This window comes from Micromonospora rosaria (assembly GCF_001567585.1).
GTDB lineage: Bacteria > Actinomycetota > Actinomycetes > Mycobacteriales > Micromonosporaceae > Micromonospora > Micromonospora rosaria.
The window spans coordinates 1-16,136 of the sequence record NZ_LRQV01000146.1; the positions used below are offsets into that span (position 1 = coordinate 1).

14 protein-coding genes are annotated in these 16,136 nt (G+C 74.1%); 7 read left to right on the top strand and 7 right to left on the bottom strand.

What is annotated here, in order from left to right:
* The 3 genes from AWW66_RS27120 to AWW66_RS27130 all read right to left on the bottom strand — a co-directional run.
* Positions 1–512, bottom strand: a 512-nt coding sequence (locus AWW66_RS27120) for a hypothetical protein (protein WP_067372014.1), incomplete at its 3' end; no start/stop codon positions are given.
* 91 nt (positions 513–603) lie between these two features.
* Positions 604–1,626 (bottom strand): tRNA (adenine-N1)-methyltransferase, encoded by a 1,023-nt coding sequence (locus tag AWW66_RS27125; RefSeq protein WP_067372017.1) that lies wholly within the window; start codon positions 1,624–1,626, stop codon positions 604–606.
* Positions 1,623–2,693, bottom strand: a complete 1,071-nt coding sequence (locus AWW66_RS27130; RefSeq protein WP_157528022.1) for a site-2 protease family protein — start codon at positions 2,691–2,693, stop codon at positions 1,623–1,625. The genes AWW66_RS27125 and AWW66_RS27130 overlap by 4 nt, the downstream gene beginning before the upstream one ends.
* A gap of 256 nt (positions 2,694–2,949) precedes the next feature.
* Between AWW66_RS27130 and AWW66_RS27135 the strand changes: the two genes are divergently transcribed.
* The 5 genes from AWW66_RS27135 (at position 2,950) to AWW66_RS27155 (ending at position 9,461) form a co-directional block, all read left to right on the top strand.
* Positions 2,950–3,864 (top strand): RecB family exonuclease, encoded by a 915-nt coding sequence (locus AWW66_RS27135; RefSeq protein ID WP_067372023.1) that lies wholly within the window; start codon positions 2,950–2,952, stop codon positions 3,862–3,864.
* Between the two features lie 76 nt (positions 3,865–3,940).
* Entirely contained in the window at positions 3,941–5,158 is a 1,218-nt protein-coding gene (locus AWW66_RS27140; protein WP_067372026.1) for a sensor histidine kinase, read from the top strand.
* Positions 5,155–5,841: a response regulator gene (locus tag AWW66_RS27145; RefSeq protein ID WP_067372027.1), complete on the top strand. Its 687-nt coding sequence runs from the start codon at positions 5,155–5,157 to the stop codon at positions 5,839–5,841. The genes AWW66_RS27140 and AWW66_RS27145 overlap by 4 nt, the downstream gene beginning before the upstream one ends.
* 303 nt (positions 5,842–6,144) lie before the next feature.
* Positions 6,145–6,912 (top strand): ABC transporter ATP-binding protein, encoded by a 768-nt coding sequence (locus AWW66_RS27150; protein WP_067372030.1) that lies wholly within the window; start codon positions 6,145–6,147, stop codon positions 6,910–6,912.
* Complete coding sequence (locus AWW66_RS27155; protein WP_067372033.1) at positions 6,912–9,461, top strand: ABC transporter permease; 2,550 nt, start codon at positions 6,912–6,914, stop codon at positions 9,459–9,461. Before AWW66_RS27150 ends, AWW66_RS27155 begins: the two co-directional genes overlap by 1 nt.
* Before the next feature lie 69 nt (positions 9,462–9,530).
* Here the strand turns inward: AWW66_RS27155 and AWW66_RS27160 are convergent, their stop codons facing one another.
* Positions 9,531–10,187 carry an HAD family hydrolase gene (locus AWW66_RS27160; RefSeq protein WP_067372045.1) on the bottom strand — a complete coding sequence of 219 codons (657 nt, stop codon included), beginning with the start codon at positions 10,185–10,187 and terminating at the stop codon, positions 9,531–9,533.
* Positions 10,188–10,345: 158 nt separating this feature from the next.
* Entirely contained in the window at positions 10,346–11,131 is a 786-nt protein-coding gene (locus tag AWW66_RS27165) for a neutral zinc metallopeptidase (RefSeq protein ID WP_067372035.1), read from the bottom strand.
* Positions 11,132–11,393: 262 nt separating this feature from the next.
* Between AWW66_RS27165 and AWW66_RS27170 the strand changes: the two genes are divergently transcribed.
* Entirely contained in the window at positions 11,394–13,061 is a 1,668-nt protein-coding gene (locus AWW66_RS27170; protein WP_067372037.1) for a fibronectin type III domain-containing protein, read from the top strand.
* Positions 13,062–13,154: 93 nt separating this feature from the next.
* On the opposite strand, the gene AWW66_RS27175 is transcribed toward AWW66_RS27170, so the two are convergent.
* Complete coding sequence (locus AWW66_RS27175) at positions 13,155–14,180, bottom strand: calcium:cation antiporter (RefSeq protein ID WP_396890565.1); 1,026 nt, start codon at positions 14,178–14,180, stop codon at positions 13,155–13,157.
* A gap of 292 nt (positions 14,181–14,472) precedes the next feature.
* Between AWW66_RS27175 and AWW66_RS27180 the strand changes: the two genes are divergently transcribed.
* Entirely contained in the window at positions 14,473–15,144 is a 672-nt protein-coding gene (locus tag AWW66_RS27180; protein ID WP_067372042.1) for an HNH endonuclease family protein, read from the top strand.
* A gap of 48 nt (positions 15,145–15,192) precedes the next feature.
* Here AWW66_RS27180 and AWW66_RS27185 read toward each other — a convergent pair whose 3' ends face one another.
* Positions 15,193–15,990, bottom strand: coding sequence for an SAM-dependent methyltransferase (locus AWW66_RS27185; RefSeq protein ID WP_067372044.1), 798 nt, complete (start codon positions 15,988–15,990; stop codon positions 15,193–15,195).
* Positions 15,991–16,136 lie beyond the last annotated feature (146 nt).

A 16,136-nucleotide genomic window follows, 5' to 3' on the forward strand; every position in this document is an offset into this window, starting at 1 on the left:
ATCTGACCGGCCCCGCCGTCGTCGAGGGTCTTGCCGAACCGCAGCGCGTCGTGCCGGGGCGCGCCGACGAGCTCGTCGCCCGGCGGCGCCTCGTCGAGCGAGGTCAGCAGCAGGTACACGTCGATGCTGTCGACCCGGACCGTGCCGTTGTCGCCCCGGGTGAGCCGTCGCCGGCAACCGACCTCGGTGACCGTGGAGATCGGCACCACCCGCAGCGACGAGGTCATCGCCCCGGCCGGCCCCTCCCCCGGCGGCACGTCCTCGCCGTGCCAGAGGATCAGCCGGCTGCCGTCGCAGACCACGACCTCCTGCCACACCCCGTTGACCTCGTTGACGAAGCGTTCGAGGGTGAAGCCGAGCACCGAGGCGCCGCGCAGCACCCCGCCGAGCGCCTCCAGCGCCACGTCCGGGTCCCGCAGGTACGCCCGCGCCGCCGACTCCAGGTCCTGGTACGGCGACCAGTCGGGGAAGACCGCCGGCACCTCGGCGCCGTCGAAACCGGGCAGGCTCATCGGGTGACCTCCGCCGCGACGGTGGGTTGGGGTGGTCCGGACGCGCCGGGCCGGCGGCACCCGGTCCGGCCGGGGGCGTCCCGCGCGGCGGTCACGGCTGGTCCAGCTCCGTCGGCGTACCGGCCGGGGTGTCGTCGGTGGCCGGCGCGGTGGCGGCCTGGCGGGCCGCCTCGGCCGCCCGCAGCGCCGCCCGGCGCTGGACGTACGCCTCGGTGCCCTTGCTCGGCTTGCGGCGGCGCGGCGGGGCGGTGACCCCGGGGGCGAGCTTGCGGGCGGAGACCAGGAACGCGGTGTGCGCGATCATGCGGTGGTCCGGGCGGACGGCGAGCCCCTCGGCGTGCCAGTCGCGCACCAGCGACTCCCAGGCCCGGGGCTCGGTCCAGCCGCCCCGCTCGCGCAGCGCCTCCACCAGTTCGGACAGCTGCGGGGTGGTGGCGACGTACCCGATGAAGACGCCGCCGGGCAGCAGCGCCCGCTCGACCATGTCGAGGGTCTCCCACGGGGTGAGCATGTCCAGGATGATCCGGTCGAAGCCGGTCTCCGGGCAGTCCGCCACGTCCCCGACGTGCAGGGTCCAGGCCGGGTGGGGGCCGTTGAAGAAGGCCTCGACGTTGCGGCGGGCGATCTGCGCGAAGTCGTCGCGCACCTCCCAGGAGTGCAGCTCGCCGGTGGTGCCGACGGCGCGCAGCAGGGAGCAGCTCAGCGCGCCGGAGCCGGCGCCGGCCTCCAGCACCTTCGCCCCGGGGAAGATGTCGCCCATGGCGACGATCTGGGCGGCGTCCTTCGGGTAGATGACCTGGGCGCCGCGCGGCATGGACAGCACGTAGTCCGACAGCAGCGGGCGCAGGGCGAGGTACGCGGTGCCGCCGCCGGAGGTGGTGACCACGCTGCCGTCGGGCTGGCCGATCAGCGCGTCGTGCTCCAGGATGCCGCGATGGGTGTGGAACGCCTTGCCCACCTCCAGGGTGACCGTGTGCATCCGCCCCTTCGGGTCGGTCAGCTGCACCCGGTCGCCGGGCCGGAAGGGGCCGCGGTGCACGGGGGGCAGCGCCGGGGTGGGGCCGGGCGCCGTCGGGCCCGGGTCGGTCGAGGTCGCAGGGGGGTGAACGGTCACGTGTTCCACTTCCGGTTCGAGTTCCGTCTGGGTTCGAGGAGCTGCGCCAGATCCGCGATGTGCAGAACGCCGACGACATTTTCGCCTGCCGTCACGACGTACTGCGCGCCCGGGTGGGTCTGCACCGTCTCCATCACCCGTTCACCGTCGAGATCCACCGGCATCGTGGGCAGGCCGGCCAGCGACCGGGCCACCGCGTCGACCGCCAGCCAGGGCCGGCGCTCCACCGGGACGGCCGCCGCGGCGGCCGGGTCGACCACGGCCAGCGGCCGGCCGGCGGAGTCGGTGACGGCGAGCACCGCCTGCGGCTGGCCGGCGGCGTCGCGACGGCGCTGCGCCTCGGCCAGCGGGGTGCCGGTGGGCACCGGCAGCAGGGGTCGGGCCAGCCGGGCCAGGTCGATCAGCGGGAACCGGCGGCTGACCCGGGCGATCCGGATCGACTGCCCGGCCCCCCGCCACAGGGTCACCGCGACCAGCAGCATCAGCGGCACGGCCAGCGGGGCCAGGATCCCGTTGAGGACCAGCAGGATCACCAGCACGGCGGTGCCGGCGGCGACGGCCCGGCCGATCCACCCGGCGACCTCGGTGCCGACGTGCCGGTCCCGGGTGGCCGCCCAGACCGCGGCCCGCAGGGCCCGGCCGCCGTCCAGCGGCAACCCGGGCAGCAGGTTGAACACGGCCACGATGACGTTGCTGACCGCCAGTTGGAAGGCGAGCTGGTTGAGCAGGGTGCGGTCGGGCAGGGCCAGGGTGGCGGCGGTGGCGGCCACGCCGAGCACCGCGGAGACCGCCGGCCCGGCGAGGGAGACCAGCAGGTCGACCCGGGGGCTCGGAGCGTCGCGGTCCATCTCGGTGTACCCGCCGAGCAGTTCGAGGGTGATCCCGCGCACACCGATGCCGTAGCGGCGGGCGGTGAGGGCGTGGCCGAGCTCGTGCAGCAGCACCGAGCCCAGCAGCGAGACGACGAACCCGAAGCCGATCAGGTACCCGGCCGGCGGGGACAGGCCGAGCCGGTGCCCGGCGAACTCGCCGTACAGGATGGTGATCAGCAGGGCGAGCAGCAGCATCGAGGCGTTGAGGTACAGCGGCACCCCGAACACCCGGCCGACGCTGAGTCCGGGTCGGTGGTCACGGCGGCGGGGCGATTCGGTTCTCTGCTGCACCTTCCCGATGCTACGGACCGCCGGGACCGGGCCCGCCCGCGCGGCGGCCGGCGCGCCCCGGCGGCGGGGGCCGCATCGACCGGGGTACGGGCCGACCGGGCGGGGCCGACGCCGGCGGGGTGCGGCCCGGCTGTCAGACCGGTGCCCTAACCTTCCGGGCATGACGGCGGAACCGGTGATCATCCAGCACTCCTCGGCCGGGGTGGAGGTGCCCGCGACGGTCCGGGCCTCGCTGTCCCCGTCCCGGGCGGCGGACTTCAAGACCTGCCCGCTGCTGTACCGGCTGCGCAGCATCGACCGGCTGCCCGAGCGGCCGACCGTGGAGCAGGCCCGGGGCACCCTGGTGCACGCGGTGCTGGAGCGGCTGTTCGACCTGCCGGCGGCGGGGCGCACCCCGCAGGCGGCCGGCGACCTGGTGGCCCCGCAGTGGGACCGGCTGGTCGCCGAGCAGCCGGAGCTGGCCGACCTGTTCGACGGGGCCGCGCCGGAGGCCGCCGGGGAGTTCCTGCGCTCGGCCGCCGCGCTGCTGGAGGGGTACTTCACGGTGGAGGACCCGCGCCGGCTGGAGCCGGCCGAGCGGGAGGCGCTGATCTCCGCCGTGGTCGACGACGAGTTGCTCATCCGGGGTTACCTCGACCGGCTGGACGTGGCGCCGGACGGCGCGCTGCGGGTGGTGGACTACAAGACCGGCGGGGCGCCCCGGGAGGCGTTCGAGGCGCGGGCGCTGTTCCAGCTCAAGTTCTACGCGCTGGTGCTGTGGCGGACCCGGGGGGTGGTGCCCCGGGTGCTGCGCCTGCTCTACCTGCGCGACGCCGAGGTGTGCGACTACACCCCGGACGCCGAGGAGCTGGCCCGCTTCGAGCGCACGGTGGTGGCGCTGTGGCGGGCGATCGAGCAGGCCACCGAGCGGCAGGACTTCCGGCCCCGGCCGAGCAAGTTGTGCGACTGGTGCAACCACCAGGCGCACTGTCCCAGTTTCGGGGGCACCCCGCCGCCGTTCCCGGTGGGCGCGGCGACGGCGGGTCCGCAGCCGGACGCCCGGTCCGCGCCCTCCGCGCCGGGTGCGGACGAGTGACCCTCATCCTCGGGGAGGATGGCACAGTCACCGCTGGCGACGATCACAGCGGCGTACGGGCGGTTAGCGTCGCGGTATGACCGGCGCACGGGCGTTCCTGCGCGGGCGTCCGCTGCTCGCGGACGCCCTCCTCGCCGGTGCCCTGCTGCTGTTCGACGTCGTGGTCACGCTGCTCAGCCCGCGCGAGTTCGGGCCGGGTCGGCTGCCGACGCCGTGGCTGTGGAGTGTGCTGTGCGCCGTGCCGGTGGTGCTGCGCCGCCGCGCGCCGGCGGTGGCGGTGGGTATGGCGTTGGCCACCCTGGCCCTGCCCGTCTGGTTCGACGCGGTGCCGAACACCCAGGGGCTGGCCTTCGTGGTGCTGACCTACACGCTGGCGGCGCGGGGGCCGACGTGGCGGGCGGCGCTCGCGGCGGTGGTGTTGTGGGTGCCGGTGATGACGCTGAACGCGGTGGTGCCGCTGGCCAGCCCGCTCGACGTGTCCAGCGCGTACCTGGTGCTGAACAACCTGCTCACCGCGCTGGTGTCGTACGCGGTGGGGCGGGCGGTGCACGCCCGGCGGACGACCCTGTCGGCGTTGCGGGAGCGGGCCCGCGTCGCGGAGGAGAACCAGCGCACCCTGGCCGAGCAGGCGGTGGCGCAGGAACGCCGCCGCATCGCCCGGGAGCTGCACGACATGGTCGCCCACCAGGTGAGCGTGATGGGGGTGCTGGCGACCGGGGCGCGGCGGGTGCTGCGCCGGGACCCGGACGCCGCCGACGAGGCGATCGCCACCATCGAGCAGAGCAGCCGGACCACCCTGCGGGAGATGCGCCGGCTGCTGGACGTGCTGCGCTCCGACGCCGAGCCGGCCGCCGACCTGGCCCCGCAGCCGGGGCTGGCCGGGATCGAGGAGCTGGTGGAGCAGGCCCGGCAGGCGGGCCTGCCGGTGACCCTGGCGGTGGCGGGCGACGCCACGCCGGTGCCGGAGGGGGTGGCGCTGGCGGTGTACCGGATCGTGCAGGAGGCGCTGGCCAACGCGGTCCGGCACGCCGGGTCGGCGACCGCGCGGGTGCGGGTGGCGGTCGACGACGGGCACCTGACGGTCGAGGTGACCGACACCGGGCGGGGGGCGCCGCCGGGGCCGGCCGGGCCGGGACACGGGCTGGTCGGGATGCGGGAGTGGGTGGGGCTCTACGGTGGGACCCTGCACACCGGGCCCCGGCCCGGCGGCGGGTTCCGGGTGTACGCGCGGATCCCGGTGGAGCAGGCGGACGGCGTTCCGGCGGGGGCCGGCGGGGACAGGGAGAGCAGATGACCGACCAGGCGGCGCCGGCGCGACCGGTACGGATCCTGCTCGTCGACGACCAGCCGCTGCTGCGGACCGGGTTCCGGATGGTGCTGGGCGCGGAGGAGGACCTGGACATCGTCGCCGAGGCCGGCGACGGGGTGGAGGCGGTGGACCTGTCCCGCCGGCTGCTGCCGGACGTGGTGCTGATGGACATCCGGATGCCCCGGATGGACGGGGTGGCCGCGACCCGGGCGATCGTCGAGGCGAAACTGCCGGTGCGGGTGCTGATCCTGACCACGTTCGACCTGGACGAGTACGTGGTGGGGGCGCTGCGCGCCGGGGCGAGCGGGTTCCTGGCCAAGGACGTGCCGGCCGAGGACCTGGTGGCGGCGATCCGGACGGTGGCGGCCGGGGACGCGGTGGTCGCCCCGCGCATCCTCAAGCGGCTGCTGGACCGGTTCGCCGGGGTGTTGCCGGACCCGGCGGCGGGCCCGCCGAAGACCCTGGGCGGGTTGACCGAGCGGGAGCGGGAGGTGCTGGGGCAGGTGGCCCGGGGCCTGTCCAACGCCGAGATCGCCCGGGAGCTGTCGGTGAGCGAGACGACGATCAAGACCCACGTCGGGCACGTGCTGACCAAGCTCGGACTGCGCGACCGGGTCCAGGCGGTGGTGCTGGCGTACGAGTCGGGCCTGGTCCGGCCGCGGGGCTGACCGCCGGGGGCGCACCCGGTCGCCGGACGGCGACCGGACCGGGGCGGGTCGCCACGGTCGACGGGCCTGGCCCCGTGCTGTCCGCGTCCTCCCGTCGCAGGACGGCGGCGCGGTGCCCCGACCACGGCCGGATGGTCAGGGGTAACCCTGAGTCGGCATCGGGGCCGACCCGCAGCGGGAAATCCGCCGTGCCTACACCCGGAGTTGGACGGTTCGCCGCCGTCGGGCACCGAAGATGAGAACAGCCGCGCCGACCAGCGGGGGCGGCGCGGAACGCCGGCACAGACGGAAGAGGTAGATGACGTGACCGCGACGGTAGGGCGACAGGCGCAGGCCGCCGCTCGGGCGAACGACGTGTGGAAGGTGTACGGCAGCGGCGAGGCGCAGGTCGCCGCGCTGCGGGGGGTCAGTGTCGAGTTCGAGCGGGGCCGGTTCACGGCGATCATGGGTCCGTCCGGGTCCGGCAAGTCGACGTTGATGCACTGCCTGGCGGGGCTGGACGCGGTGACCCGGGGCACGGTCACGATCGGGGACACCACGGTGACCGGGCTGCGCGACGCCGGCCTGACGACGCTGCGCCGGGACAAGGTCGGCTTCATCTTCCAGCAGTTCAACCTGCTGCCGACGTTGACGGCCAAGGAGAACATCCTGCTGCCGATGTCGATCGCCGGGCGCAAGCCCGACCCGGCCTGGTACGACACGGTGATCGCCACGGTGGGGCTGAAGGACCGTCTCGACCACCGGCCGGCGCAGCTCTCCGGCGGCCAGCAGCAGCGGGTGGCGTGTGCCCGGGCCCTGGTCGCCCGGCCCGAGGTGATCTTCGCCGACGAGCCGACCGGCAACCTGGACTCCCGCTCCGGCGCGGAGGTGCTGAGCTTCCTGCGCAACTCGGTCCGTGAGCACGGGCAGACCATCGTGATGGTGACCCACGACCCGACCGCCGCCGCGTACGCCGACCGGGTGGTCTTCCTCGCCGACGGGCAGATCGTCACCGAGCTGATCGAGCCGACGGCGGAGACCGTGCTGGACACCATGAAGAAGCTGGACACCCCCGCCGAGGTGGCCGGCTGATGTTCCGGGCGACACTGAAGAGCCTGCTGGCCCGCAAGGTACGGCTGGTCCTGTCCGGCCTGGCGGTGGTGCTGGGGGTCATGTTCGTCTCCGGGGCGTTCGTGCTCACCGACACCCTCGGCCGGTCCTTCGACAAGGTCTTCGCCGACGCGTACGCCGGGGTGGACGTCAACGTGGCGGCCAAGCCGAACGTGCAGGTCTCCGAGGCCGAGGGGACGACCCTGTCCCCGGCGTTCCCGGCCGAGACGGTGCAGCGGGTCGCGGCGGTGCCGGGGGTGGCCGACGCGGTCGGCGTGGTGGCCGCCGACGGGGCCCGGCTGATCGGCAGCAACGGCAAGGTGGTCACCTCGTTCGGGCCGCCGCAACTGGGGTCGAACTGGGTCGGCGAGGGCGACCTGCTCCAGCTTCGGGAGGGCCGCGCGCCGCGCGCCGACGACGAGATCGTGGTCAACGCGGCGCTGGCCCAGGCCGCCAAGGTGGGCGTCGGCGACCGGGTCGGGGTGCTGACCCTGGCCCCGAAGCGGGAGTTCACCCTGGTCGGGGTCTTCGGCTACAGCGGGGGGCGGGACTCCGTCGGCGGGTCCCACGAGATCTACTTCACCACGCCGGTGGCGCAGGAGTTGATGCTCGGTGAGACCGGCGTCTTCAACAGCGTCACGGTCACCGCGGCGGACGGGGTGACCGACGCCGGGCTCCGCGACGAGGTGGCCCGGGCCCTCGGCGACGGGTTCGAGGTGAAGACCGGCGCGCAGTTGTCCGAGGAGATGTCGGCCGACCTGAAGGAAGGGCTGGCGTTCTTCAACCGGATCCTGCTCGGCTTCGCCGCGGTGGCGCTGCTGGTCGGCACGTTCCTGATCCTCAACACGTTCTCGATCATCGTCGCGCAGCGCACCCGGGAGCTGGCGCTGCTGCGGGCCATCGGGGCCAGCGGCAAGCAGATCATCGGCTCGGTGGTGCTGGAGGCGGTGGCGGTGGGCCTGCTCGCCTCGGTGTTCGGGCTGGCCGCCGGGGTCGGGGTGGGCGCGCTGCTGGCGTACCTGTTCGGGACCTTCGCCGGTGGGCTGGACCTGGCCGGGATCGCGGTGCCGGCCAGCGCGGTGCTCAGCGCGTTCGGCGTCGGCCTGGTGATCACGGTGGTGGCGGCGCTGCTGCCGGCGCTGCGGGCAGCCCGGATCCCACCGATCGCGGCCATGCAGGACGTGGCCACCCCGGACCGGCCACTGACCAAGATCACCGTGAGCGGGGCGGTGGTCACCGCCGCCGGCGCCACGCTGCTGGCGCTCGGGCTGACCGACAACGCCGGTGACAGCGTCCTGCCGGTCATCCTCGGCGGGGTGCTGTTCACCTTCGTCGGGGTGGCGCTGCTGACCCCGCTGATCAGCCGCCCGGTGGTGTCCCTGCTCGGGGCGCTGTTCGCCTTCTCCGTGCCGGGCCGGCTGGGCCGGCTCAACTCCGGGCGCAACCCGCGCCGCACCGCGATCACCGCCGCCGCGCTGATGGTGGGCATCGCGCTGGTCACCGGCGTGACGGTGATCCTGGACTCGGCCAAGAGCAGCCTCAGCGCCCTGGCCCGGGACACCGTCAAGGCCGAGTTGGTGATCGCCGGGGCGCAGGTCGGTCCGCGTCCGGCGAGCTTCGACCGCGACGTGCTGACCGAGGCGGCGCAGATCCCCGGGGTACGTCTGGCCGGCGGCGAGTACGGCGACATGGCGATGGTCGACGGGGAGCGGACCTGGGTGGGGGCCAGCAGCGACCCGACCGCGCTGCGGCAGATCTTCGGCGTCGAGCGGGCCGCCGGCGACGTCGACCGGATCGGGCCGGAGCAGATGCTGGTCCGGGCGGAGACGGCGACGGCACGCGGCTGGTCGGTCGGGTCGACGGCGCAGGTGCAGTTGTCCCGGGGCGAGCCGCGCACCTTCACGGTCAGCGGCATCTACCGCAGCGACGTGTACACCAACCCGGTGACCCTGCCGCCGACCGTGACGGCGGACTTCGCGATCCCGCACCCGACCCAGGGCTTCGTCCAACTGGAGCCGGGCACCCGGGTCGACGACGTGCTGCCCCGGGTGGAGGCGCTGCTGGCCGACAGCCCCGAGGTGTCGGTGGCCGACCGGGACGCGTTCATCGAGCAGCAGGCCAGCCAGTTCGACACCCTGCTCACGATGATCCAGATCCTGCTGGCGCTGGCCATCGTGATCGCCGTCCTCGGCATCGTGAACACCCTGGCCCTGTCGGTGCTGGAGCGGACCCGGGAGCTGGGGCTGCTGCGGGCGATCGGGCTGCGCCGGGCGCAGACCATGCGGATGATCACCGTCGAGGCGGTGGTGATCTCGGTGTTCGGCGCGCTGCTGGGCACCGTCGTCGGCACCGGCCTGGGCGCCGCGGTGGTCCGGGCGTTGCGCGAGGACGGCATCACCGACCTGGTGCTGCCGTGGACCCAGATGGGCGTCTTCCTGGGCCTGGCCGCGCTGATCGGGGTGATCGCGGCGGCGCTGCCGGCCATCCGGGCCGCCCGGATCAACGTCCTCGGCGCGATCGCGCACGACTGACGGTACGGGTGGTGCGGGGCCCCGGTCGGGTACGGCCGGGGCCCTTCGGCGCGTCCGTGGTCGACGGGGTCAGCGGGGGTCGCTGGTCGGCGCGCCCAGCAGGGCGCCGAGCAGGTCCAGGTCCGCGCCGGTCAGGTCGGCCAGTTGGCGGACCCCGTCGATCGGGTCGAGCGGCACCTCCGCCGGGACGGCCAGCACCGCGGCGCCGGCGGCGACGGCGCTGGCCACCCCGGTGGCGGAGTCCTCGATCGCCACGCACCGGTCGATCGGCACGCCCAGCAGCCGGGCGGCGGTCAGGTACGGCTCCGGGTGCGGCTTGGTCGAGTCGACCTCGTCGCCACAGACCACCACGTCGAAGCTGTCCCGGCCCAGCGTGTCCAGGGCCACCTCGACCAGCGCCCGGCCGCTGGAGGTGACCAGGGCGGTCGGGATCCGCGCCGCCCGTACCGCGCCGAGCAGGGCCAGCGCCCCCGGGCGCCACCGCAGGCCGGTGCGGAACAGCTCCAGGATCCGGGCGTCGACCCAGGCGGCGCTGCGCGCCGGGTCCCGGTGCGGCTGGTCGAGGTCGGCGTGCAGGATCCGCATCGACTCGGCCATGCTGGTGCCGATGATCGCCCGGCGGGCGGCGGCGGAGAGGGTGCCGCCGTAGCTGACGGCCAACTCCTCCAGGGCGATGTCCCACAGCTTCTCGCTGTCGACCAGCGTGCCGTCCATGTCGAACAGCACGGCGGCGGGATGGTGGCGGTTCACCGGGTCCTCCTGCGGTCGTCGCGACGGCCACGGGTCGACGGCGGCAGCGGCCGACCGCGGCTCGGGCACCTGCGCCGATCCTGTCAGGGACGGCGGCCCGCCGGGGCACCGGGGCACCCGCGCCGTGACCCGGGTCAACCCAGGTCGCAGCCGGCCAGGGAACGCTCGTACCCCCGGAAGAAGGAGTCGGCGCGCTGCTGCGGGGTGCCGTGCGCGCCCTCGGCGAACCAGGGCTGGTCCGGGTCGTCGCCGACGGCGAGCAGCCCCTCGCGGAACTCGTCCAGGTCACCGTCGTCGAGCACGAGGGTCCCGGCCCGCACCGAGTCACCGAGGAACGCCCCGGCCATGCAGTCGGCCTGCAACTCCTGCTGGATGGTGAAGCTGTACCGGATGCCGAGGCGGATCTGCACGCCGTGCGCGTACTCGTGGCCGAGCAGGTAGAACACGAACGCGTCGCCGATCTGCCGGAACGCCGAGAACGACCAGCCGATGTCGTACGCGATGAAGTCGCCCGGCGTGCAGTAGACGGCGTTGTTGGCCGGGATCGCCTGGCCGCCGCAGGTGACCTCCCCGTCGCGCTGGTACGTGACGACCCGCCGGATCGGCTGGAACCGCTGTCCGGAGGCGCGGAACTGCTCGGCCCAGTACCGCTCGGCGAGCCGCTGGGCGTCGGCCATGTCCTGCTGGAACTCCTCCGGGGTGTCGGTGCCGTCCGCCCGGGTGGTCTGCGCGCCCGGGCCGCGGTCCTGCTGCGCCTGGGACCCCGCAGGCTGCTCCGGGTCCTGCGACTGCGGCGGCACCCGGGGCGCGGACTCGTCCTCCTCGGGCAGCCCGCCGACCACGCAGCCGGCCGCGGCGACCAGGGCCACCACCAGACCGGCCAGCGAGCCACGGGGCCGACGTCGCGCGTGTGCCGTCACAGTGGGCCTCCCCGGGCGTCGGGCGGTGGGGCGACAGGTACCCCGACGGCCGGTCCGTCATGCCCGTCGAGGGCATCTACGGGCGGGGCGGGGCGGACGGTTCACCGCAGGGCCCGCCCGGTTCTCCCCCGCCGGTCGCGCCGCCGGTGGGACGTGCGCCACATCCGGGCGCCGCCACGGGCCGCGTCAAGTCAGCCGTAGGCCGACGCTAAGTGATCACGGGTGTACTCGGTGCCCCATCTCCAGGAAGGGCACCGCACTGATGCGAGCACAGTTCCCCGCCCGGCTCCGGACACGTCCCGGGCAGCGCGCGCTCACCGCCGTCACGACGCTGACGATGGTGGCCGCGCTCGCCGCCGTGGCGAGCGGTCGACCGGCGGCGGAGCCCGGCGCGCCGCGCCTGGTCTCCGGCCCGGTGGACATCACCGACACCCCCGGCACGATCACCGACCAGTACGGCACCACCGGCGCCGAGGGCGTGGAGAAGGTGGTCGACAACTCCCCGTACCGCAAGTACTTCACCGGACACAGCACCGGCTGGATCCAGTTCGTGGCGGACACCCCGGCGACGGTCACCGGGTACGCGGTGACCTCGGCCAACGACGCCCCCGACCGCAACCCGCGCTCCTGGGTCTTCGAGGCGTCCACCGGCACGGGACCGTGGACCGCGCTGGACACCCGCAGCGACCAGACCTTCCTCACCGGCTTCGAGACGAAGACGTTCTCGTTCGCCAACACCCAGGCGTACCGGCACTACCGGCTGCGGATCACCGGCAACGACGGCTCCCCCGACCTCCAGCTCGCCGAGTGGCGGATCTTCGGCACCACCACCGCCACCACCCCCGCGCCGGGCGCGCCGACCGGCTTCCAGGCCACCGGGGTCTCCGGCGACCAGGTGCTGCTCACCTGGACCGACACCACCCGCTGGGAGACGACGTACCGGCTGGAACGCTCGACCGGCGGCGGCGCCTGGACCCCGCTGGCGGTCCTGCCGACCGCCACCACCCGGTACCGGGACCTGAAGCTGCCCGGCGGCAGCACCTACCAGTACCGGCTGCGGGCGGAGAACGCCGCCGGGGTCACCGGGTGGGTCACCGCCGGCGGCACCACCCTCAGCGCCACCGTGCCGAACACCTGGACCGAGGTGTGGCACGGCGACCCCGGCGACAACGAGGTGCTGACCAAGGTGGTCACCGACGCCGACCTGACCGTCTGGCGGACCACCGGGCTGGCCGGCACCGACCTGACCTGGGCCAAGGACTACACGAAGCAGCTCTGGCAGTACCTCCAGGCGACCTACGGCGGGCTGGCCGGGCAGAAGCTGCACGCGGTCTTCCACGAGGACCCGGGGCTCGGCGGCACCGCGCGGGTGCTCTTCGACGCGGAGACCTCGCACCGCAACATGGTCGACTTCACCGGCGACGGCTGGACCTCGGCCACCGAGGCCCGGCGCGACATCATCGCCCACGAGATCGGTCACGTCGTCGAGTCCAGCGCCCACGACGTGCACGGGTCGCCCGCGTTCGGGATCTGGGGCGACAGCAAGTGGTGTGAGATCTTCCAGTACGACGTGTACCTGGCGCTGGGGCTGACCGCGCACGCCACCCGCTGGTACGACGAGAAGACGACCACCGTCGACGACTTCCCCCGGGCCGGTACCCGCTGGTTCCGGGACTGGTTCCACCCGATCTACCGGGACCACGGGGGCGCGGCCACGCTGGACCGGTTCTTCCTGCTGCTGTCGACGCACTTCCACCGCTTCGACGGCGGGTACGCCCGCGAGCTGAACTGGGGCGAGTTCGTGCACTTCTGGAGCGGCGCGGCCGGCACGGACCTGAAGCCGCTGGCCACGGCGGCGTTCGGCTGGCCCGCCGAGTGGCAGGCCCAGTACCTGCGGGCCCAGCAGGACTACCCGGGGGTCACCTACTGACCCACACCGGACGGGGTGGGACGCCGGTCGTGGCGGCCCATTCCGTCCCCGTCCCCGCCTCGTCGGGGACGGGGACGGGGACGGAGCGCAGGCTCAGGGGCTGGCAGCGAGGAAGACGAAGGCGCCGAGGATGGCCAGGTGCACCCCGCCCTGGAGCAGGGTGGCCCGGCCCGGCACGACGGTGAGCACCCCGGCGACCGCGGTGAGGGCCAGCAGCGCCATCTCGGTGCCGCCCAGCCCCAGCAGCAGCGGACCCTCCAGCCAGATGCTGGCCACGGCGATGGCCGGGATGGTCAGGCCGATGCTGGCCATCGCCGAGCCGAGGGCGAGGTTGAGGCTGATCTGCACCCGGTCCCGGCGGGCGGCGCGGGCGGCGGCGAGGGTCTCCGGCAGCAGCACCAGCAGGGCGATGACGACGCCGACGAAGGACGGCGGCAGGTTGGCCTTGGCCACCCCCGCCTCCAGGGTGGGCGAGACGGTCTTGGCGTCGCCGACCACCGCGACCAGCGCCACGATCAGCAGCCCGAGACTGGCCAGGGCGGCGCGGGTCGACGGCGGGTCGGCGTGCTCGTCGGCGGTGACCGTGCCGTCCTCGTGCGGCACCGGGAGGAAGTAGTCGCGGTGCCGCCCGGTCTGCACCATGACGAACAGCAGGTATAGGGCGAGCGAGGCGACCGCCGCGAAGGCCAGTTGGGCGGGGGTGAACTGGGGGCCGGGCCGGCTGGTGGTGAAGGTCGGCACCACCAGGCTCAGGGTGGCCAGGGTCGCCACGGTGGCCAGCGCCCCGCCGGTGCCCTCCGGGTTGAACACCGCGACACCCCGGCGCAGCGCGCCGAGCAGCAGCGACAGCCCCAGGATGCCGTTGCAGGTGATCATCACGGCGGCGAAGACGGTGTCCCGGGCCAGGGCCTGGGTCTTCTCCCCACCACTGATCATCAGGGTGACGATGAGCGCGACCTCGATCACGGTGACCGCGACCGCGAGGACCAGCGACCCGTACGGTTCTCCCACCTTGTGCGCCACCACCTCGGCGTGGTGGACCGCGGCGAGGACCGCGCCGGCCAGGAAGAGGGCGACCACCGCCACCACCGGGCCGGGCAGGGTGCGGTTCCAGGTCATCGCGAGCAGCACGACCGCGAGCAGCGGCACGACCACGGTCCAGTGACGCAGCTGGGCACGGAGAGTAGCGATCACCCGCCCCACCTTGCCAGACGCGGTGATCATGTTACCGGCAACAGTCCCCTGCCACGCCGACGGGTCACACCCGGCACCCCCGCCCGGCGGAGCAGCCGACCGGCCGACCCGGTGACGTCACACAGCATTCACACAAACCGATCTAGACGGATGCTTCCACGACTGTCTATACATAGGCCAGGCACAACCGCCTCCCACCTGGACGGACGGAGCTTCCATGTCCCGTACGCTGCGCGCCCTCGCGACCACCCTCGCCGCGACCACGGCCGCCGTCGTGGCCGCCACCCTCGGCCTCGCCCACCCCGCCGGGGCCGCCGGCTACTCCGCTCCCCTGCGGACCGCCGTGGCCAGCCTGCCGGTCGCCACCGAGATCCGCACCGGCTACAACCGCGACCTGTTCCCGCACTGGATCGACGCCGACGGCGACGGCTGCAACACCCGCTACGAGGTGCTGATCGCCGAGGCCGTCACCGCGCCCACCGTCTCCGGGACCTGCACCCTCACCGGCGGCCGGTGGTACTCCTACTTCGACAACGCCTACTGGACCCAGCCCAGCGACGTCGACATCGACCACCTGGTCCCGCTCGCCGAGGCCTGGGACTCCGGCGCCCGCACCTGGGCCACCAGCCGCCGCCAGGCCTTCGCCAACGACCTCGGCGACGCCCGGGCCCTGGCCGCGGTGACCGACAACGTCAACCAGGCCAAGGGCGACCAGGACCCGGCCACCTGGATGCCGCCGTACACCTCGGCCCGCTGCCGGTACGTCAACGAGTGGGTGGCCACCAAGATCCGCTGGCGGCTCACCGTCGACACCGCCGAGAAGAACGCGCTGACCAGCTACGCGAACTCCTGCTCCAACGTCACCATCTCGGTCACGTACGCCTTCTGAGCCGCCGGCCGACGCCGCGGGCCGGGCCACCCGGCCCGCGGCCACCGGTCAGGGCTTGCGGGCCACGGCCCCGTACGCGTCGATCGACTCGGCCGCCGGGTCCTCCGGACGCCAGCGGGTGATCGGCACCAGCCCCGGCTCCACCATCGTCAGGCCCGCGAAACAGCCGGCGAGATCGTCGGGGCTGCGCAGGACGTACGGCACCCCACCGCTCTGCACCAGCCGGTCGGCGCCCTCGGCCACCGCCACGCTGGTGTCGGTGCCGTCCCAGAGCACCAGGTGGCTGCCGGGGGCGGTGGCCGCCATCACCCGCCCCACGATGGACCGCACCACCGCCAGGTCCGGCTCGTAGCCCAGCACCCCCATGAACATCACCGCCACCGGCTCCCGGAAGTCCAGCGTCCCGGCCGCCTCGGCGAGGATCCGCTCCGGATCGTGGTAGTCGGCGTGCAGGTAGGTGGTCACCCCCTCCGGGGTGGCGCTGACCAGCAGGGCACGGGCGTGCACCAGCACCATCGGGTCGTTGTCGACGTACACCACCCGGGTCTGCGGCGCGACCTCCTGCGCCACCTCGTGGGTGTTCTGCATGGTCGGCAGCCCCGTCCCGACGTCGAGGAACTGCCGGATGCCCGCCTCGGCGGCCAGGTGACGCACGGCCCGGATGAGGAACCGCCGGGACTGGCGCGCCATCACCACGATCTCCGGGTACACCTCCGCGACCGCCGCCCCGGCGGCCCGGTCGGACTGGAAGTTGTCCTTGCCGCCCATCCAGTAGTTCCAGATCCGCGCCGCGTGCGGCACCTCGGGCTGCACCTTCGCGGCGAGGTCGGCATCCAGGTCGGCCACGGGCGGACTCCTCTGCGGGACGAACGGTACGGCTGCGGGGCACTCGTCGGACGTCCACCGGCACGGTGAACAGACCGGAAATGGTAGCCCGCACACCGGTCCCGGCTCTGTCCCCAGGGGACACCGGCTCCCGGCCCGGGGCCGGG